Source organism: Duganella phyllosphaerae (genome assembly GCF_001758785.1).
GTDB classification, from domain to species: domain Bacteria; phylum Pseudomonadota; class Gammaproteobacteria; order Burkholderiales; family Burkholderiaceae_D; genus Rugamonas; species Rugamonas phyllosphaerae.
Genome location: NZ_LROM01000071.1, coordinates 78,375 through 95,957, shown reverse-complemented (window position 1 = coordinate 95,957; position 17,583 = coordinate 78,375). Strand labels below are relative to the sequence as shown.

Here is a 17,583-nt window from a genome sequence, read left to right as displayed (position 1 = left end):
CCGCAGAGCGCCTGGAAATGAAATGGGGGCAGCCATGCTAGGCAATTTCGCTGGCGTGCTGTTCGACGGCATCGCTTATGGCAGCCTGCTGTTCCTGATCAGCGTGGGCCTGTCGGTCACGATGGGCATGATGAACTTCATTAACCTGGCTCACGGCGCCTTTGCCATGCTGGGCGGGTACGTCAGCGTGACTTTATTGTCCGCGTTGGGCGTGCCGTTCCTGGCCACGCTGCCGCTGGCGTTCATCGCCTCGGCGGTGGTGGGCCTGGTGCTCGAACGGTTGCTGTACCGGCGCCTGTACAAGGCCAGCCACCTCGACCAGGTGCTGTTTTCGATTGGCCTCACCTTCATGTCGGTGGCAGCCGCCACCTACTTCTTCGGACCTACCCAGCAGCCGGTCACGCTGCCGGAATGGCTGCGCGGCCAGGTGCATATCCTCGGCCTGGACGTGGGCGCCTACCGCGTGTTCCTGATCGGCGTGGTGGTGCTGGTGACGATTGCCCTGGGTCTGCTGATCGAGCGTACCCGCTTCGGCGCGCAGATCCGCGCGTCCGTCGATAACCAGACCGCATCGGCCGGCCTCGGTATCAATGTGAGCCTGGTGTTCAGCCTGACCTTTGCGCTCGGTTCCGGCCTGGCCGGCCTCGGTGGCGGCCTCGGTATCGACGTGCTGGGGCTCGACCCCAGCTTCCCGGTCAAGTACATGGTTTACTTCCTGCTGGTGGTGGCCGTGGGTGGCGCCGGCACCATCAAGGGCCCGCTGGTGGCGGCGCTCATTCTCGGCGTGTTCGACGTGGCCGGTAAATACTATGTGCCGGAAATTGGCGCCTTCGTGATCTACGCGCTGATGGTAGTGCTGCTGATCGTGTTCCCCGCTGGCCTGATCCGGAGGAAGGCATGAACGCCATGACCGACACCTTGAAACCTGACGTTGCGAAGACCGCCATGACGCCTATCCCGACCGCGCACCTGAACCTGCCCAACGACCGCTGGAAGCCGCTGGAAATCGTGTTCTGGCTGCTGCCGATTGCCGCCTACTTTGCCTTCCCAGGCTACCTGGTCCTGATCAGCCAGATCATGATCGTCGGCCTGTTCGCGCTGTCGCTCGACCTGATCCTCGGTTACGCCGGCATCGTCTCGCTCGGGCATGCCGCCTTCTTCGGCCTCGGCGCTTACACCGCCGGCCTGCTGGCCGTGCATGGGTGGGGTGAGCCGATCAGCGGCTTGCTGGCCGCCGCCGTGGTGGCCGGCATTTTCGGCTTCATCGTCTCTTTCCTGGTAGTGCGCGGCCAGGATCTGACCCGTCTGATGGTCACGCTGGGCATCTGCCTGATGCTGCACGAAGCGGCCAACAAGGCATCGTGGCTGACCGGCGGCGTCGATGGCCTGTCGGGCATGATGGTCGGTAACCTGTTCGGCAAGTTCGAATTCGACCTCAATGGCACGGTGGCTTACTGGTACAGCTTTGCGGTGCTGTTCATCCTGTTCGTGGTGCTGCGCCGGCTGGTCAAATCGCCGTTCGGCCTGAGCCTGATCGGCATCCGCGAAGGCGTGCGCCGCATGCCCTCGCTCGGCGTCAACGTCAACCGCCGCCTGATCGCCATCTACACTGTGTCGGCCGTGATTGCCGGTATCGCTGGCGGGCTGCTGGCGCAGACCACGCAGTTCGTCGGCCTCGATTCGCTCGGTTTCCCGCGTTCGGCCGAACTGCTGATCATGCTGGTGCTGGGCGGCACCGGCCGCCTGTACGGTGCGCTCATTGGCGCGGCCGTGTTCATGGTGGCGCAGGATTACATCTCGGGTCTCAATCCCGCGTACTGGCAGTTCTATATCGGCCTGCTGCTGGTGCTGATCGTGCTGTTCGCGCGCGGCGGCATCCTCGGTGGCCTGGAAAAACTGGCTGGCGGTTTCAAATCGAAGAAGGGGGCGGCATGAGCGATATCACCTTGCGTACCGAAGGGCTGTCCAAGCGCTGGGGCGCGTTCCTGGCCAACAGCGATGTGAGCCTGACCTTCCAGCCCGGCGCGCGCCATGCGCTGATCGGCCCCAATGGCGCCGGCAAGACCACGTTCATCAACCTGCTGACGGGCAGCTTCATGCCCAGCAGCGGCAAGGTGTTTTTCGGCGGCGAAGACATCACCCAGCTGCCGCAGCATGAACGCGTCCATCGCGGCATGACGCGCACGTTCCAGCTCAACACCCTGTTTGCCGGCATGACGGTATTGGAGTCGGTAGCGCTGGCGATCTCCGAGCGGCGCGGCCTGCAGTCGGTGTGGTACAAGACCGTGGCCAACCACCCGGACGTGATCGCCGAGTCGATGGAACTGCTGGCCACTTTGAAACTGACCGACCAGGCCAACAGCATCACGCGCAGCATGGCTTACGGTAAACAGCGGCTGGTGGAGATTGCGCTGGCGCTGGCCACCAAGCCGCGCATCCTGCTGCTCGATGAACCTGCCGCCGGTATTCCGTCGGCCGAGAGCCGCGAATTGTTCGAAGTGCTGGCCAACCTGCCGCGCGACGTCACGGTGCTGTTCATCGAACACGATATGGGACTGGTGTTCCGCTTCGCTGACCGCATCACGGTCATGGTGGGCGGCAAGGTGCTGACCGAAGGCACGCCGGAAGAAATCGCGGCCGATCCGCGCGTCAAGGAAGTGTACCTGGGGGAGGCGGAACATGCGTGAACTACTCAAGCTTGATAGAGTCACGGCCGGCTACGGCGAATCGATCGTCCTGGAAGACGTCTCGTTTACCATGAACGAAGGCGACAGTCTGGCGCTGCTGGGCCGCAATGGCGTCGGCAAAACCAGCCTGCTGGTGACCTTGATGGGACTCACGCGCCTGCACGGCGGCTGTATCCACTGGGATGGCGCCGATATCGGCCGCATGACCACCCACAAGCGCGCCCGCGCCGGCCTGGGCTGGGTGCCGCAAGAGCGCCATATGTTCCCGTCGCTCACGGTCGAGGAACACCTGACCGTGGTGGCGCGCCCGGGGCCGTGGAACCTGCAAAAGATCTACCAGATCTTCCCGCGCCTGTTCGAGCGCCGCACCAACATGGGCAACCAGCTCTCGGGCGGCGAGCAGCAGATGGTGGCGATCGCCCGCGCTTTGATGACCAATCCGCGCATCCTGCTGCTGGACGAACCGATGGAAGGCCTGGCGCCGATCATCGTGCAGGACCTGGTGCGGGTGATCCGCAAGCTGGTGGAAGAGGAGGGCATGTCGGTGATCGTGGTGGAGCAGCACGCGCGCCTGGCGCTGTCGCTGACCAGGCGCGCCATCGTGCTCGATCGCGGCCGCATCGTGCACGATTCGGACAGCGCCAGCTTGCTGGCAGATGGCGACAAGCTCGATCGGCTGGTGGCAGTGGCCTGACCTCCTGTTTTACCTGCTGCTGTTCGGTGAGGGCGTGAGCGGCGCCCGGCTCTGTTCATTGTTTTCCTGCACCAGCTTGGTCAGCAGCGCCATGAACTGCAACTGCTCCGGCCCTGTCAGCGGCGCCAGCAAGCGGCGCCGCAGGCGCTGGGCGCCGGGGATCATGTCTTCAAGCTGCTGCTCACCGGCGCCGGTGATGGTGAGCGCGCGCTGGCGGCGGTTGGTCGGGATCACCTTGCGCTCGAGCAGTCCCTTTTCCTCGAGCCGCGCACACACGGTGGCGCCGGTCGAGGTGTCGATGCCGGTCAGCGCCGCCAGCGACACCTGGTCGGTGCCCGGATGGGCGGCCAGGTTGCGCAGCACCGCGTACTGGATCGGCGTCAGTTCGCTGCCCATTTCATCGTAAAAAATCGACACCGAGATCTGCTGCGCGCGCCGCAGCAAGTGGCCCGGGTGTTCGTACAGGTCGTTCAAGGTGCTCTCGGTTTCTGGCATGGCGTTTCCCGGCGTCGCTGGTGCGGCGCAATATGAAAAGAGTTGGAGGCGGAGGTTTACTTCCGCGTTTTCAGGACTATACTTTACGACATTCAGTGTACTGAATATTTATGAGCGCCTGACAAAACCGTCAGAACAAGGCGCAGCGACGCAGACAGTACGAATGTACGGCGAGGAACTGCAACGCCGTTCTGGAGGCTTTGGTCGGCGCTCAATTCACTTAGGAGACAAAGATGTACCCAAAAAATACCTGGTACGTGGCTTGTACACCCGACGAGATCGATGGCAAGCCGCTTGGACGCCAGATCTGCGGCGAAAAGATCGTTTTCTACCGCGGCGCCGGGGGCAAGGTGGCGGCGGTGGAGGATTTCTGTCCGCATCGCGGCGCGCCGCTGTCGCTCGGCTTTGTCCGCGACGGCAACCTGGTCTGCGGCTATCACGGCCTGGAAATGGGCTGCGACGGCAAGGTGGTCAGCATGCCGGGCCAGCGCACGCGCGGCTTCCCGTGCATCGGCAGCTACGCGGTGGAAGAGCGCCACGGCTTCATCTGGGTGTGGCCCGGCGACCAGGCGCTGGCCGACCCCGCGCAGATCCCTTACCTGGAATGGGCCGAGAGCCCGGAATGGGCGTACGGCGGCGGCCTCTATCACATCAACTGTGAATACCGCCTGATGATCGACAACCTGATGGACCTCACCCACGAGACGTACGTCCACGCGTCGAGCATCGGCCAGAAGGAGATCGACGAGGCGCCGGTGACCACGCGCGTCAATGGCGAGGAAGTGATCACCAGCCGCTACATGGAAAACATCATGGCGCCGCCGTTCTGGCGCGCGGCCCTGCGCGGCAACGGCCTGGCCGACGACGTGCCGGTCGACCGCTGGCAGGTATGCCGCTTCACGCCGCCGAGCCACGTGATGATCGAAGTCGGTGTGGCCCACGCCGGCAACGGCGGTTACGACGCCGCGCCGCAGTACAAGGCATCGAGCATCGTGGTGGACTTCATCACGCCGGAAACCGAAACCTCGCACTGGTACTTCTGGGGCATGGCGCGCAACTTCAAGCCCGAGGACAAGGAACTGACCGCCACCATCCGCGAAGGGCAGGGCAAGATATTCAACGAAGACCGCGAGATGCTGGAACTGCAGCAGGCCAACCTGCTGCGCCATCCCGAGCGCAAGCTGCTGGCGCTGAACATCGACGCCGGCGGCATGCAGTCGCGCCGCGTGCTGGAACAATGGATGGTCAAGGAAAATACGCCGGAGCAGCCGGCATGAGCGCCGGCCTGCTGAGCGTCCGGGTGGAGCGCCGGACCAGCGAGGCGGACGATATATGCAGCTATGAACTGGTGAGCGCAGACGGCAGCGACCTGCCGCCGTTTGCTGCCGGTGCGCATATCGACGTCCACGTGGCGCCCGGCCTGGTGCGCCAGTACTCGCTGTGTAATCCGCCGCACGAGCGCCATCGCTACCTGATCGGCGTGTTGCGGGATCCGGCCTCGCGCGGCGGCTCGCAGGCCATGCATGATGCCATCGCGGCCGGCGCCACGCTGCACATCAGCGCTCCGCGCAACCTGTTCGCGCTGACCGACGCGCCGCGCAGCCTGCTGCTGGCCGGCGGCATCGGCGTCACGCCGATCCTGGCGATGGCCGAGGCATTGTCCGCACAGGGTGCGCAGTTCGAGCTCCACTACTGTGCGCGCTCGCCCGAGCGCATGGCGTTCCGCGACCGCATCGCAGCATCGAGTTTTGCCGCCGTCTCGCACCTGTACTTCGACACTGGCGACCGCGCCCGAAAGCTGGACTTGCCGGCACTGCTGGCGGGCCTGGACCGCAGCACCCATATCTATTTTTGCGGACCCGTCGGCTTCATCGAGCATGTGAAGACATGCGCCGCGCAACAGCAATGGCCGGCCGCCCAGCTGCACCTCGAGTACTTCGGCGCTGTCGTCGAGGAAGCAGCAGGCGACCAGCCGTTCGAGGTGCAACTCAAATCGACCGGCGCCGCCTACACCATCCCGGTCGGCGTGACCGTCATGAAAGTGCTGCAGGACGCCGGCGTATTCGTGCCGGCATCGTGCGAGCAGGGCGTATGCGGCACGTGCCTCACGCGCGTACTGGAAGGCGTGCCCGATCACCGCGACCAGTACCTGACCGAGGAGGAGCAGGCCGCCAACGACCAGTTCACGCCGTGCTGTTCCCGTTCCAAGACCCCCACGCTGCTGCTCGACCTATAAAAATACCCAAGGAGACACCATGACCAACCCTGCCAATCAGCCCCGCCGCCGCATCCTGCGGGTTACAGCTTCATTGTCTGCCGCGCTCACTACCGGCCTGCTGCCGCTGTCCGCGTTTGCCGCCGACCCGCTCAAGGTGGGCCTGATCCTGCCGATGTCCGGGCCGTTCGCCTCCACCGGCAAGCAGATCGAAGCGGCCGTCAAACTGTATATCGCCCAGAACGGCGCCACGGTCGCGGGAAGGCCGGTGCAAATCATCGTCAAGGACGACGGCGGCGTCTCGCCCGATGTGACCAAGCGCCTGGCGCAGGAGCTGGTCTCACGCGACAAGGTGCAGGTGCTGGCCGGCTTCGGCCTTACACCGCTGGCGTTTGCGGCGGCGCCGGTGGCCACGCAGGCCAAGGTGCCGATGATCGTGATGGCGGCCGCCACGTCCGTGATTCCGCAACGCTCGCCTTACATCGTGCGCACCGGCTTCACCTTGGCGCAGGTGACAGCGCCCATGGCCCAGTGGGCGGCCAAGAACAAGATTCGCACGGTGGTGACGCTGGTGAGCGATTACGGTCCCGGGCTGGATGCCGAAAAAGTGTTCGTCAAGGGCTTTACGGAAGGCGGCGGCAAGGTCGTGGAAACCATCCGTGCGCCGCTGCGCAACCCCGACTACGCGCCTTTCCTGGCCAAGGTGCGCGACCTGAAACCGGACGCCTTGTTCGTGTTCGTGCCATCGGGCGAAGGCGCGGCGGTGCTCAAGCAGTTCACCGAGCGCGGACTGGCGGCAGCCGGCGTGCGCCTGATCTGCACCGGCGATGTGCTCGACGACGATTTGATGGCGAGCATTGGCCCTGCGGCAGCCGGCGTGGTGAGCAGCCACCACTACTCGGCGGCGCATCCGTCGGCCGAGAACAAGGCCTACGTGGACGCGTTCCAGAAAGCGAACAAGGGAATGCGCCCGAACTTCCACTCGGTGGGCGCGCACGATGGCATGCATTTGCTGTACCAGGCCCTGAAAAAGACCGGTGGCGACAGCAATGGCGACAAGCTGCTGGCGGCCATGAAGGGCATGGCATGGACCAGCGTGCGTGGCCCGGTCAGCATCGATGCGGCCACGCGCGATATCGTGCAGACGGTTTATATCCGCAAGGCGGAGCAGGTGGGTGGGGGGTACTACAACGTGGAGTTCGACCAGGTGGATAAAGTGCGCGATCCCGGTGTTTAACGGTAGCCGCCAACCTTAAAAATCGTCATCCTCGCGAATGCGGGGATCCATGGAGCGTTTGTGCCGCGGTATATTTCACGCTCGGTATGGATCTCCGCCTGCGCGGGGATGACGGATTTAACGGCAGCTTAAAGAGTCCCAATGAAGCTGTGCACCGCGCTGCTGAACATCTCCGGTTGTTCGATATAGCTCAAATGCGAAGCCTCCTGCAACACCTCCAGCCGCGCACCGTCGATGCCGTCGGCCAGCACCTGCGCCATCGCCACTGGCGTGCCCTGGTCCAGTTCCCCCGCAATCACCAGGGTCCGCGCCTTGATCTGTCCCAGTCGCGCCGTGGTCTCGACCGTGCCCACCGCGTGGCAGCAGCCCGCATAGCCGACGTTATCGGTTGCCACCACCCGGCGCCGGAAGCGCGCCACCGTGCCCGGATGGGTGGAGCGGAAGGCGTCGTGGAAGTAGCGGGCCATTACGGCGTCGGCGATCGGTTCGATGCCCTGGGCCTGCACCGTGGCGATGCGCTGGCGCCAGACTTCCTGCACCGGCGCCGGGTAGCCCGACGTGGTGTTGGCCAGTACCAGTGCGCGCACCAGCGACGGGTGGCGCAGCGCCAGTTCCTGACCGACCATGCCGCCCATCGACAAGCCTATCCACACCACTGGCCCGGTATCGAGTTCGCGCAGCAGCGCGGCTGCGTCGTCGGCCAGTTCGGCCATGGCGTAGGCGCCAGGCGGCGACTCCGAGCTGCCGTGGCCGCGATGGTCGTAGCAAATGACGCGGCTGTCCAAAGCCAGTTCGTTGGCCAGCCGGTCCCACATGGTCAGGTCGCAGCCCAGCGCATGACTGAGCACCACCGTGTGGCGCGGCGCCTTGCCGCTGCGCGGTTCACGCACCGTGTAGTGCAGGGCGGGCCTGCCGCTGCTGCGTCCCTCGCGGCCCACGCCCGGGTGGCTGGCGGCCAGCGGCGCCGAAGGTTCGAGCTCGTAGCCGATCTGCGGGCCCACTTCGCGCAGGATGACCATGGCGTGGGTGAAAGCGGTATTCGCGGCCGGAACGCCGGCATAGATGGCCGACTGGATCAGTACTTCCTTCAGTTCGTCAGGCGTGAGGCGGTTGTTGTCGTCGCCCAGCAGGGCGGCGCGCACGTGCAGGTCGAATTCTTCCCAGCGGCCCAGCGCAATGGTGATCGACAGGACGATGGCGCGGCGGGTCCTTTGTTCCAGGCCGGGCCGGCCCCAGATCTCGTTCCAGGCAAAGCGCGTGATCAGGTTCTGGAAGTCGGCATTGAAATTGTTGGCGTTGCCGAGCGAACGCTCGACCCACGCGTCGCCGAGGATGGTGCGGCGGTTGCCCAGTCCACGCTCGAAGTCGTGGTCGATCGGATCGAAACTCATGCGGTGCTCACTTGGGGAATTGGTTGATGTCGTCGCGCAGGCGGCGCAATTGTTCCTGCGCCAGTCGCTGCGCCGGCGCGGTGGCGGCCACCGGATCGAACAGCGTGCGCAGGTGCGCCAGGTCAACGGCGGCCTGCAATGGCGGATCAAGCGCAATCGCCGCTGCCAGCACGTCGGCGAGGTGGCCGCCAGTGGACAGGGCTTCGCCGGTCATTTTTTCCAGCAGCGCGTGGGCGGCCGATTTGCCGATGGTCGCTGCCAGGTAGCTAGCCGCCGCTTCCGCGAACACCAGCCCCTGCAAGGCGTCGATATTGCGGCGCATGCGGGCGGTGTCCACGTGCAGTCCGGCGAATGCTTCGTCCAGCGCCTGCAAGGCGCCGTGCGCACTGAGGAACAGGCCGGGCCACTCGGCCAGTTCGGCCTGCCAGTTGCCCAGGCCACGTTCGTGCTGCTGGCCCATGGCGGCCAATAGCGCGGCCGCATGTTGCGGCGTGCGGGTGGCGGCGGCCAGCGCGATCATCGCCGACACCGGGTTGCGCTTGTGCGGCATGGCCGACGAGCCGCCGCGGCCGTTGCCGAACGGTTCGGCCAGTTCGGCGATTTCTCCCTGCGCCATCAGGCTCAGGTCCGTGGCCAGCTTGCCCAGGCTGCCCGTGAGCACCGCCACTTCCAGGCCCAGGCGCACCCACTCGTCGCGCTGCGTGTGCCATGCCGCATCGGCCACGCGCAGCTCGAGCGCGCTGGCCATGCGGGTGGCCACCGCCGGGCCTTGTTCGCCCATCACCGCCAGCGTGCCCACCGCGCCGCCCAGTTGCAGCTGCAAGGCGCGTTCGGCGCACTCGCGCAGGCGCGCGCGCGACCGCACCAGCGGCGCCAGCCAGCCGGCCAGCTTGAAGCCGAAGCTGGTCACCTGGGCCGGCTGCATCAGGGTGCGCGCCAGCACCGGCGTGGCCAGGTGTTCGCCGGCCAGCAGCAACAGGCGGCCGGTGAGGTCGTGCAGGCCGTCGTCGAGCAGTTGCAGGGCGTCGCGCGTGGCCAGCACCATCGCGGTGTCGATCACGTCCTGGCTGGTGCTGCCCCAGTGGACCTTGCTCGCTGCTTCCTGGTCGTACAGGGCCACGGTCCTGGTCAGTTCCTTTACCAGCGGAATGGCCAGGCTGCCGGCGCGGCGGCCGGCCGTGATCAGGGCGGGGATGTCGTACAGCTGGGCGTTGCACACGCCGGCAATTGCCCGTGCGGCCGACTGCGGCAGCAGGCCTTCCTCGGCCTGCGCCTGCGACAGCGCCTGCTCGAAGCGGAACATGCCTTGCACGATGGCCGCGTCGTCGAACACGGCGATCATGTCGGTGGTGGTCAAAAAACTGTCGAAGATCGATACACTCACTGCGGCTCCAGGCTAAACGTAGTCGAAGAAGGCGGTTTCCATGTCGCCTTGCATGCGGATGTCCCAGCGATACTTGCCGTCCGAGGTTTTTGCGGCGAGCAGGGTGGGGCGGCGCGCGGCGGGCACCTGTTCCAGTATCGCAGATGTTGCCAGCGCCGGGTCGTCGGCCAGGAACACGGCGGTGAACTGGTGCTTGACCAGGCCACGCGCGAACACGGTCACATAGGCCACCGGCTGGCCCGGCTGCGCGCCAATATCGGCCAGCGTAAAGGTAAAGCCGCCCTGGTCGTCGCTGGGAATGCGGCGGAAGGCGGGAACATCGAGCGCGGCCTCCGCGTGTTCAGCGCCCGGTTGCCATACCTCGATCTGGGCGTCGTTGATCGGGGTACCGTCGCCGTCATAAATGGTGCCGTCAAACGTGATGCCGGCGGCGGCCGCGCTGGCGGCAGTGCCCAGGTCCATGGCCCATTGCCAGGCCTCGTGCGAGAACGGGCCGATGGTTTGCGATGTGGTGATAGCTGTTGTCATGTCTGGTGCTCCGGTTGTGCTCTCAAATACCCATGGGCGTGGCGTCGCGTCCGCGCAGGACGATGTCGAATTCATAGCCGAGCATCTGGTCGCTCACGGTCTCGTCGAGTGAAAAGCGCGAGACCAGGCGCTGGCGCGCCGCCAGGTCGGGAATACTCTGGAAGATCGGGTCGTAATCGAACAGCGGGTCGCTGGGGAAGTACATTTGCGTGACCAGGCGCTGCGCATACACGTTGCCGAACAGGGAAAAATGGATATGGGCCGGGCGCCAGGCCTTGTGGTGGTTGCCCCACGGGTAAGGGCCGGGCTTGATGGTAACGAAGCGGTAGCGACCTTCGTCGTCGGTCATCATTTTGCCCCAGCCATTGAAGTTGGGGTCGAGCGGTGCGTCGTGCTGGTCCTTCTTGTGGCGGTAGCGGCCGGCCGCGTTGCATTGCCAGACTTCGACCAGCGAGTTGCGCACCGGCTTGCCGTCCTCGTCGAGCACGCGGCCGGTGACGACGATTTTCTCGCCCAGCGGCGCGCCGTCGCCTTGCGCAGTCAGGTCGGTGTCGTGGGGCAGCAGGATGCGCGGGGAGGGCGCGATATTGTCGCTCACCGGCACCGGTGCGGCGATGCGCAGCAAGGGCTGCAACGGGCCGCGCTTGAGCGTGGATTTATACGGCGGATAGACGAGTTCCGGGTAGACGCCGGCGGCGATGGTGTCGAATTTCACAGCGGTCTCCTTGTTGTTGGTGCGGTCGATAGTAGGCAAAGCGCAGCCAGGCCACAAGCCGGGCAGTGCATGCTATATTCGCTATGCGCACGTTTTGTGCGCATAGCGCCCAAATCTCGATTTATCTTCCATGATCACCGATACCACCGATACCGACGACATTCCCAGCCCGCGCGACTTCGTGGGCGGCCTGGAAAAAGGGCTGCAAGTCATACAGGCCTTCGACCAGGAACGCAGTCGCCTCAGTATCGCGGAGGTCGCCGCGCACACGGGACTGACGCGTGCGGCGGCGCGGCGCTACCTGATCACGCTCACGCACCTCGGCTATATGCGCCACGAGAACAAGCTGTTTTCGTTGACGCCGATGGTGCTGCGACTGGGGCAGTCGTACCTGCATTCGGCGCGCTTGCCACGGCTGGCGCAGCCGCTGTTGTACCGGCTCGCCTACTCGCTGGGCGAGGCGGCGTCGGTGGGCATCCTCGATCACGATCAGCTGGTGTGCGTGGCGGCGGTGAGCGCGGGCCAGATGGTGTCAAGCACGCTGCAACCGGGTACCCGCGTGCCTGCCTGGTGTACCGCCAACGGCCGCATGCTGCTCGCCAGCCTGCCGCCGGCGCAGCTGGATGCATACCTCGAGCGGTTGCAACCGGAGCCGATCACCGAGCACACCATCACCGGCAAGGAGCGCCTGGCCCTGGAGATCACCCGCGCCCGTGCCCATGGTTATGCGCTGGTGGACCAGGAACTGGAGCTGGGCTTGCGTACGCTCTCGGTCCCGCTGCGAAACTTCCGCAACGAGGTGGTGGCGGCGATGAACATCAGCGTCCATGCCGGGCGCATGCCGCCAGGCGAGATGGTGGAGCGCTGCCTGCCGGCGCTGATCAAGATCCAGGTGGAACTGAACGCCTTGCTGTGAGCACCCTACTGTGACGTTACCTTGAGCCGGAACGCCTTGGGCGTCGCGCCCACGCGCTTCTTGAACAGGCGGCTGAAGTACGCCGGGTCCTGGAACCCCAGCTCGTAGGCGATGCTGGCGATGCTGGCCGGGACGTAAGTGAGCTTGCGACACGCTTCGAGCATCAGCCGGTCCTGGGCGATGTCGAACGCCGATTTGCCAGCCAGCTTGAGGCACAGGCGATTGAGGCGGGTGGGCGTGGCGCGCAGCGCGCCGGCGTAGTCGGCCACCTGCCACTGGTCCTTGTAGTGCTGCTCCACCTCGGCGCGAAAGCGCGAAAACAGCTCGAAGTCGCTGCGGCCCGACTGGTCGGCGATGCGGTGTTCGGCGTGTACGCGCACCAGCAGCAGCAACACGCAGCGCGCCAGCCAGTCGAGCATCAGTGTATGGCCGTGCTGCGGCCAGGTGGCCTCGGCCAGCAGCTGCTGCAGCAGGGCTTCGAGGCGCGTGCACATCTCGGGCAGCGCCGCCAGGTCGATCGCCAGCGGCGCCATGAACAGCGAGGCGTACAGGTCGGCCTGGTTTTCGGCGGCCGAATACACCACGTTCTGGTCCACCGTCAGCACGTAGCCATGCGCCCCGGGCGCGAAGTCGAAGCCGTGCGCCACGGCGGGATTGATGGTGATGACAGTCGGTCCCCGGCACTTCCATAACTGGTCTTCCACCCCCGCGCGCACATCGCCACCGAACAGAAAAAGTACCTGAAACATGCCCGGGTGCGTATGCCGGTCGATATGCCAGTCGTACACGCGGCTGCGGGTTTCGATCAGTTCGATGTGGACGAATTCAGCGTTTTCCGCCCTTGTTTGCTCGCCGTACAGGGCGAAGCGGGGAATGCCGGCGTTGGCGTTATCTAGCAAGGTCGCAGTCTTGGGCATGATGGGCGAGGTGGAAGGTCTGTCGAAATAGTACAAGTTTTATGCGCTTTCCTCCATGTTTTTTCTGCCCGCGCGGCGCTACGATGCAGCCATAACATCTGCCACAACAAACCGGAGACACATCATGAAAACCCAGGTAGCCATCGTCGGCGCCGGCCCTGCCGGCCTGCTGTTATCCCACCTGCTGCACCTGCAGGGCATCGAATCGGTCGTCATCGAAACCCGCTCACGCGCCGACATCGAGGCGACCATCCGCGCCGGCGTGCTGGAGCAGGGCACGATGGACATCCTCAACGAATCGGGCGTCGGTGAGCGCATGCGCACCATCGGCGCGCTGCACCACGGCGTGGAGCTGTCGTTCGACGGCAAGCGCCACCGCATCGACCTGCTGGATCTGACCGGCAAGGCGATTACCGTCTATCCGCAGCACGAGGTGATCAAGGACCTGGTGGCCGCGCGGCTGGCGGCACAGGGCCAGATCCTGGTCGAGGTGTCCGATGTGGCGCTGCACGGCGTGGAGACCGACCAGCCCTCGGTCACGTTCACCCATCGCGGCGAAGAAGCGCGGATCGACGCCGATTTCATTATTGGTGCGGACGGCTACCATGGCGTGTCGCGCGCGTCGATGCCGGGGCAGGACCAGCGCCGCGACTTCCAGCGCATCTATCCGTTCGGCTGGTTCGGCATCCTGGTCGAGTCGAGCCCGTCGTCCGACGAATTGATCTATGCGCAGCACGATCGCGGTTTTGCGTTGGTCAGCACACGGTCGCCTACCGTACAACGGCTATACTTCCAGTGCGACCCGAAAGACCATGTCGATAACTGGTCCGACGACCGCATCTGGTCGGAGCTGCACGCGCGCCTGGAAAACAACGATGGCTGGAAGGTCAACGAAGGCCGCATCTTCCAGAAGGGGATTATCGCCATGCGCAGCTTCGTCTCCACGCCGATGCAGGCGGGGCGGCTGTTCCTGGCGGGCGATTCGGCGCACATCGTGCCGCCGACCGGCGCCAAGGGTATGAACCTGGCCGTGGGCGACGTCAAGCTGCTGGCGCGCGGCTTCGAGCAGTACTACAAGCAGGGCAAGGACGGGCTGCTGGCCGGTTATACCGAACATGCGCTCAAGCGCATCTGGCGCGCCGAGTACTTCTCGTGGACCATGACGCGGCTGCTGCATACCTTCGAAGGCGCCACGCCGTTCGAACGCGAGATGCAACGCGCGGAACTGGCCAATATCGTGTCGTCGCGGGCGATGGCCACCGCGCTGGCCGAGAACTATGTTGGTGACTTCTAGTCGCGCATTTCAAGCGGCGTGGTTTGAGTAGGACTGGTCTTACGCTGTGTTATGTTCCTAACCTACATTAGCCGTGTAGGTGGTCCTATAAGGTAGCGAACATAGCGGGGATATAGTGTTGTTCATCAGCCGGCACTTGTAAATAGGCGCCGGCAGCAGACAACAACACTATTCGAAGAGGCCCGCCATGTTCCACGCTACTCCAACTTCCGTCTCCGCCAACACCATCGGCAACGTAGGTCGCACCATCGCGGCGGATGCCTCACCGACTGTGAGCCTGACCGGCGCCCAACAGAACGAACTGCTGCGCGCCCTGTCGCGTGACGAACTGGTGGCCATGTTCGCCGACCTGGAACTGGTGCCGCTGGAAGCTGGCAAGCACCTGTTCGATATCGGCGACAAAATGGAATATGCCTTCTTTCCGACCAACGCCATCGTCTCGCTGCAATACGTGACCGAAGAGGGCGGCGCCACCGAGATCGCCGTGGTCGGCCGCGAAGGTGTAGTCGGTGTGTCGATGTACGAAACCGAACGCGCCAATTGCTCGGCCGTGGTGCAAACCTCCGGTTACGGCTACCGCGTGCGCGCTGCGGTACTGCGCAACGCCTTCTTCAGCGGCGGCGCCCTGGCCCAGCAACTGATGCGCCACACCAGCGCCTTGTTCGCGCAACTGGCGCAAACCGTCGCCGGTGTGCGTCACGGCAGCATCGAGCAACGCCTGTGCCGCTGGTTGCTCGAACGCCTGGACCGCTCGCTGTCGAACGAACTCAAAGTGACCCAGGAAATGATCGCCAACATGCTGGGCGTGCGCCGCGAGAGCATCACCTGCTCGGCGGGCAAGCTGCAGGAAGAAGGCCTGATCGTTTATCGTCGCGGCACCGTGACCGTGATCGACCGCGCCGGCATGGAACGCCGCGCCGGTGGTTGCTACACCCCTGCATAATCCTCAATGTAAATAGCGCGGCGCTTGCTGGAGCTGGTCCAGCTTGCGCTGCACCAGCTGGTACCAGGCGTTGGCCCAACGCGAAGCCCTCACCGATTCTTCCACCGTAGCAGCGGACATGGTCCGCTGCACGGCCATCATCTGCCGATGCAGAGCGTAGGCCGCAGGTGGTGGTTTTTTGGCGATGTTGAGCGAGGTATCCATGGCTTCATTCTGCCTCCCCGCCGCGCTCGCGGCTGTACGTTGCCACACCTAGTGCCGCCTTCACGACCCATCGAAAAACACATAACGATGCGTGTTTTCATTCGTTTTACCATCTAACGACCCTCCCTATACTTGATCCACGTGCCATTCGGCGGGGATCAAACATGGGTCAACACTACACAGGGTCGGAATACATCGATGCGCACCAGCACGCGGAAGTGGCGTTCGAGCGCGCCCGCCCACTGTGGCGCGCCGAGTGGCCGACCTGGCTGCTGATCGTGGCGATCTACGGCGGCTGGCTGCTCACATTGGCCAACTGGCGCGTGCTGGGCGCAGTTCCGGCCACTTTGCTGATGATCTGGTGGAGCGCCTGGTATATGTCGCTCCAGCACGAGCTGATACATGGCCATCCCACGCGGTGGCCATCGGTGAACCGGCTGTTCGGCTATGCGCCGCTGGCGATCTGGTACCCGTACCGCCTGTACCGCGACGGCCACCTGGCGCACCACGTCGATTCCCACCTGACCATGCCGGCGCTCGATACCGAGAGCCAGTACCTCTGTCCGCAGGAGTGGGCGGGCATGAGCCGGCCGGTGCGCCTGGTGTACTGGTTCAACAAGACGTTCTGGGGCCGGGTGCTGGTGGGGCCCGCGCTGGCGATCGGCAGCACGCTGTTCGAGGCGGTGCGCCAGCCGCTGCGCGGCGACTGGCGCTACGTGCCGATGTGGCTTGCGCACATCGCCATGGTGGCGGCGCTGCTGTGGTGGATCTCGTCGGCGTTGAGCGTGCAGGCGTGGTGGTACCTGCTGGCGATAGCGTATCCGGCGCAGTCGCTGGCCATGGTACGCTCCTACCACGAGCACCGCCCGGCCCAGGACCACAAGCAGCGCATCGTGCTCAACGAGGCCGGCTGGTTTTTCCGCCTGCTGTTTTTGAATAACAATCTGCACCTGGTGCACCACGACCTGCCGTCGCTGCCGTGGTATCTGCTGCCGCGCGTGTACCGCGCCCGGCGCGAGACCTATAACGCGCGCAGTGGCGGCTTCCACGTGGACGGTTACGGTGAGTTGGTGCGCCGTTACGGCTTTACCGCCATCGACGCGCCGGTCCATCCCCTCATGCCCCAGCACCCTTCGAACGATCATGCACTGGAAAACCGCGCTGCCCATGTATAACGTCTCGCCCCGCTTGACGCAGGGTTACGAAACCCTGCTCGCGGAGCTGATCGAGCAGGTGGGGGTGCACGCCACGCTGGAGCAGCCTGGCACGCTGATCGACTTCTGGCGCCAGCCCGACCTGCTGGTGAGCCAGACCTGCGGCCACCCGTATGTCACGCAGTTGCGCGGCCAGGTGCAGCTGCTGGCCACGCCCGCCTACGATTTCCCCGGCTGCGACCACTGCGACTATTCGAGCGTGATCGTCACCCGCACCGGCAGCGGCATTGCCGGCCTGGCACAGGCGCGTGGTCGCGTCGCTGCAATCAACGACGCCCACTCCAATAGCGGCATGAACGCGTTGCGCCATGCAGTGGCGCCGTTTTCTAACGGCGCAGAGTTCTTCCGGGACGTGAAATGGTCGGGCAGCCATGCGGCCAGCCTGGCGCTGGTGGCTGCCGGCGTGGCGGACATCGCCGCCATCGACTGCGTCACGTATGGTTATATCGCGCTGGAGTACCCGGAGCGGCTGCGCGACATCTCGGTGCTGGACTATTCGGCGACCGCTCCGGGTTTGCCGTTCATCGCGGGCGGGCAGGTGCCCCTGGTGCTGGTGGAGCGCTTACGGCAAGCGTTGCTGTGGCCCGGTGCGCGGCTGCGCACGGCCATGGATGCGCTGCGCATCGAGTCGTTCGATTATCTCGACGATGCGGCGTACGACTGCATCAACGTCATGGCCGCCGTCCCTGCCAGAACGATGGTAACTGGCCCATCCGCGACGGCATCCCCGGTTGTCACGTGATTCAGGC

General features: G+C 64.9%; 19 protein-coding genes. 12 read left to right on the top strand and 7 right to left on the bottom strand.

Features of this window, described 5'->3' with window-relative positions:
- Nucleotides 1-34: 34 nt before the first annotated feature.
- From DUPY_RS08720 to DUPY_RS08705, 4 genes are read left to right on the top strand one after another with little or no spacing between them, the layout of a single operon-like run.
- Nucleotides 35-901, top strand: coding sequence for a branched-chain amino acid ABC transporter permease (locus DUPY_RS08720; protein ID WP_070247507.1), 867 nt, complete (start codon nucleotides 35-37; stop codon nucleotides 899-901).
- 44 nt (nucleotides 902-945) lie between these two features.
- Nucleotides 946-1,935, top strand: a complete 990-nt coding sequence (locus DUPY_RS08715; protein WP_443093056.1) for a branched-chain amino acid ABC transporter permease — start codon at nucleotides 946-948, stop codon at nucleotides 1,933-1,935.
- On the top strand, nucleotides 1,932-2,687 hold the full coding sequence (locus tag DUPY_RS08710) for an ABC transporter ATP-binding protein (RefSeq protein ID WP_070247434.1): 756 nt from the start codon (nucleotides 1,932-1,934) through the stop codon (nucleotides 2,685-2,687). The genes DUPY_RS08715 and DUPY_RS08710 overlap by 4 nt, the downstream gene beginning before the upstream one ends.
- Nucleotides 2,680-3,381 (top strand): ABC transporter ATP-binding protein, encoded by a 702-nt coding sequence (locus DUPY_RS08705; RefSeq protein ID WP_070247433.1) that lies wholly within the window; start codon nucleotides 2,680-2,682, stop codon nucleotides 3,379-3,381. The genes DUPY_RS08710 and DUPY_RS08705 overlap by 8 nt, the downstream gene beginning before the upstream one ends.
- A gap of 9 nt (nucleotides 3,382-3,390) precedes the next feature.
- Here DUPY_RS08705 and DUPY_RS08700 read toward each other — a convergent pair whose 3' ends face one another.
- Nucleotides 3,391-3,876 (bottom strand): MarR family winged helix-turn-helix transcriptional regulator, encoded by a 486-nt coding sequence (locus DUPY_RS08700; RefSeq protein WP_070247432.1) that lies wholly within the window; start codon nucleotides 3,874-3,876, stop codon nucleotides 3,391-3,393.
- A 233-nt stretch (nucleotides 3,877-4,109) separates the two neighbouring features.
- Here DUPY_RS08700 and DUPY_RS08695 point away from each other — a divergent pair, with 233 nt between their 5' ends.
- From DUPY_RS08695 to DUPY_RS08685, 3 genes are read left to right on the top strand one after another with little or no spacing between them, the layout of a single operon-like run.
- Complete coding sequence (locus DUPY_RS08695) at nucleotides 4,110-5,153, top strand: aromatic ring-hydroxylating dioxygenase subunit alpha (RefSeq protein ID WP_070247431.1); 1,044 nt, start codon at nucleotides 4,110-4,112, stop codon at nucleotides 5,151-5,153.
- Complete coding sequence (locus tag DUPY_RS08690; protein ID WP_070247430.1) at nucleotides 5,150-6,112, top strand: PDR/VanB family oxidoreductase; 963 nt, start codon at nucleotides 5,150-5,152, stop codon at nucleotides 6,110-6,112. Before DUPY_RS08695 ends, DUPY_RS08690 begins: the two co-directional genes overlap by 4 nt.
- A gap of 19 nt (nucleotides 6,113-6,131) precedes the next feature.
- Nucleotides 6,132-7,328: an ABC transporter substrate-binding protein gene (locus DUPY_RS08685; protein ID WP_070247429.1), complete on the top strand. Its 1,197-nt coding sequence runs from the start codon at nucleotides 6,132-6,134 to the stop codon at nucleotides 7,326-7,328.
- Nucleotides 7,329-7,456: 128 nt separating this feature from the next.
- Here DUPY_RS08685 and pcaCD read toward each other — a convergent pair whose 3' ends face one another.
- Genes pcaCD through pcaH form a run of 4 tightly spaced genes read right to left on the bottom strand, consistent with a single transcriptional unit; the run spans nucleotide 7,457 to nucleotide 11,346 of the window.
- Nucleotides 7,457-8,719, bottom strand: a complete 1,263-nt coding sequence (pcaCD, locus tag DUPY_RS08680; RefSeq protein ID WP_070247428.1) for a bifunctional 4-carboxymuconolactone decarboxylase/3-oxoadipate enol-lactonase PcaCD — start codon at nucleotides 8,717-8,719, stop codon at nucleotides 7,457-7,459.
- Between the two features lie 7 nt (nucleotides 8,720-8,726).
- Nucleotides 8,727-10,103 carry a lyase family protein gene (locus DUPY_RS08675; RefSeq protein WP_070247427.1) on the bottom strand — a complete coding sequence of 459 codons (1,377 nt, stop codon included), beginning with the start codon at nucleotides 10,101-10,103 and terminating at the stop codon, nucleotides 8,727-8,729.
- A gap of 12 nt (nucleotides 10,104-10,115) precedes the next feature.
- Nucleotides 10,116-10,631: a peptidase associated/transthyretin-like domain-containing protein gene (locus DUPY_RS08670; RefSeq protein ID WP_070247426.1), complete on the bottom strand. Its 516-nt coding sequence runs from the start codon at nucleotides 10,629-10,631 to the stop codon at nucleotides 10,116-10,118.
- A gap of 22 nt (nucleotides 10,632-10,653) precedes the next feature.
- A complete protein-coding gene (pcaH, locus tag DUPY_RS08665) occupies nucleotides 10,654-11,346 on the bottom strand; it encodes a protocatechuate 3,4-dioxygenase subunit beta (protein WP_070247506.1) in 693 nt (230 codons plus the stop codon).
- A gap of 130 nt (nucleotides 11,347-11,476) precedes the next feature.
- Between pcaH and DUPY_RS08660 the strand changes: the two genes are divergently transcribed.
- Entirely contained in the window at nucleotides 11,477-12,262 is a 786-nt protein-coding gene (locus DUPY_RS08660) for an IclR family transcriptional regulator domain-containing protein (RefSeq protein ID WP_070247425.1), read from the top strand.
- A 5-nt stretch (nucleotides 12,263-12,267) separates the two neighbouring features.
- On the opposite strand, the gene DUPY_RS08655 is transcribed toward DUPY_RS08660, so the two are convergent.
- Nucleotides 12,268-13,179 (bottom strand): helix-turn-helix domain-containing protein, encoded by a 912-nt coding sequence (locus DUPY_RS08655; protein ID WP_070247505.1) that lies wholly within the window; start codon nucleotides 13,177-13,179, stop codon nucleotides 12,268-12,270.
- Between the two features lie 124 nt (nucleotides 13,180-13,303).
- On the opposite strand from DUPY_RS08655, the gene DUPY_RS08650 reads away from it, so the two are divergent.
- A complete protein-coding gene (locus DUPY_RS08650) occupies nucleotides 13,304-14,473 on the top strand; it encodes a 4-hydroxybenzoate 3-monooxygenase (protein WP_070247424.1) in 1,170 nt (389 codons plus the stop codon).
- A 187-nt stretch (nucleotides 14,474-14,660) separates the two neighbouring features.
- Nucleotides 14,661-15,416 carry a Crp/Fnr family transcriptional regulator gene (locus DUPY_RS08645; RefSeq protein ID WP_070247423.1) on the top strand — a complete coding sequence of 252 codons (756 nt, stop codon included), beginning with the start codon at nucleotides 14,661-14,663 and terminating at the stop codon, nucleotides 15,414-15,416.
- Nucleotides 15,417-15,419: 3 nt separating this feature from the next.
- On the opposite strand, the gene DUPY_RS08640 is transcribed toward DUPY_RS08645, so the two are convergent.
- The gene (locus tag DUPY_RS08640) at nucleotides 15,420-15,620 is read right to left on the bottom strand and encodes a hypothetical protein (protein ID WP_070247422.1); all 201 of its coding nucleotides are present in this window, start codon (nucleotides 15,618-15,620) and stop codon (nucleotides 15,420-15,422) included.
- A gap of 164 nt (nucleotides 15,621-15,784) precedes the next feature.
- Here DUPY_RS08640 and DUPY_RS08635 point away from each other — a divergent pair, with 164 nt between their 5' ends.
- Both DUPY_RS08635 and DUPY_RS08630 read left to right on the top strand, forming a co-directional pair.
- The gene (locus DUPY_RS08635) at nucleotides 15,785-16,795 is read left to right on the top strand and encodes a fatty acid desaturase (protein ID WP_070247421.1); all 1,011 of its coding nucleotides are present in this window, start codon (nucleotides 15,785-15,787) and stop codon (nucleotides 16,793-16,795) included.
- A complete protein-coding gene (locus DUPY_RS08630; protein ID WP_070247420.1) occupies nucleotides 16,764-17,576 on the top strand; it encodes a phosphate/phosphite/phosphonate ABC transporter substrate-binding protein in 813 nt (270 codons plus the stop codon). Before DUPY_RS08635 ends, DUPY_RS08630 begins: the two co-directional genes overlap by 32 nt.
- Nucleotides 17,577-17,583 lie beyond the last annotated feature (7 nt).

What these genes read in the sequence shown, in the direction of transcription:
- DUPY_RS08720 (WP_070247507.1), top strand. Translation starts at nt 35, where the DNA reads ATGCTAGGCAATTTCGCTGGCGTGCTGTTCGACGGCATCGCTTATGGC.
- DUPY_RS08715 (WP_443093056.1), top strand. Translation starts at nt 946, where the DNA reads ATGACGCCTATCCCGACCGCGCACCTGAACCTGCCCAACGACCGCTGG.
- DUPY_RS08710 (WP_070247434.1), top strand. Translation starts at nt 1,932, where the DNA reads ATGAGCGATATCACCTTGCGTACCGAAGGGCTGTCCAAGCGCTGGGGC.
- DUPY_RS08705 (WP_070247433.1), top strand. Translation starts at nt 2,680, where the DNA reads ATGCGTGAACTACTCAAGCTTGATAGAGTCACGGCCGGCTACGGCGAA.
- DUPY_RS08700 (WP_070247432.1), bottom strand. Translation starts at nt 3,876, where the DNA reads ATGCCAGAAACCGAGAGCACCTTGAACGACCTGTACGAACACCCGGGC.
- DUPY_RS08695 (WP_070247431.1), top strand. Translation starts at nt 4,110, where the DNA reads ATGTACCCAAAAAATACCTGGTACGTGGCTTGTACACCCGACGAGATC.
- DUPY_RS08690 (WP_070247430.1), top strand. Translation starts at nt 5,150, where the DNA reads ATGAGCGCCGGCCTGCTGAGCGTCCGGGTGGAGCGCCGGACCAGCGAG.
- DUPY_RS08685 (WP_070247429.1), top strand. Translation starts at nt 6,132, where the DNA reads ATGACCAACCCTGCCAATCAGCCCCGCCGCCGCATCCTGCGGGTTACA.
- pcaCD (WP_070247428.1), bottom strand. Translation starts at nt 8,719, where the DNA reads ATGAGTTTCGATCCGATCGACCACGACTTCGAGCGTGGACTGGGCAAC.
- DUPY_RS08670 (WP_070247426.1), bottom strand. Translation starts at nt 10,631, where the DNA reads ATGACAACAGCTATCACCACATCGCAAACCATCGGCCCGTTCTCGCAC.
- DUPY_RS08660 (WP_070247425.1), top strand. Translation starts at nt 11,477, where the DNA reads ATGATCACCGATACCACCGATACCGACGACATTCCCAGCCCGCGCGAC.
- DUPY_RS08655 (WP_070247505.1), bottom strand. Translation starts at nt 13,179, where the DNA reads ATGCCCAAGACTGCGACCTTGCTAGATAACGCCAACGCCGGCATTCCC.
- DUPY_RS08650 (WP_070247424.1), top strand. Translation starts at nt 13,304, where the DNA reads ATGAAAACCCAGGTAGCCATCGTCGGCGCCGGCCCTGCCGGCCTGCTG.
- DUPY_RS08645 (WP_070247423.1), top strand. Translation starts at nt 14,661, where the DNA reads ATGTTCCACGCTACTCCAACTTCCGTCTCCGCCAACACCATCGGCAAC.
- DUPY_RS08640 (WP_070247422.1), bottom strand. Translation starts at nt 15,620, where the DNA reads ATGGATACCTCGCTCAACATCGCCAAAAAACCACCACCTGCGGCCTAC.
- DUPY_RS08635 (WP_070247421.1), top strand. Translation starts at nt 15,785, where the DNA reads ATGGGTCAACACTACACAGGGTCGGAATACATCGATGCGCACCAGCAC.
- DUPY_RS08630 (WP_070247420.1), top strand. Translation starts at nt 16,764, where the DNA reads ATGCACTGGAAAACCGCGCTGCCCATGTATAACGTCTCGCCCCGCTTG.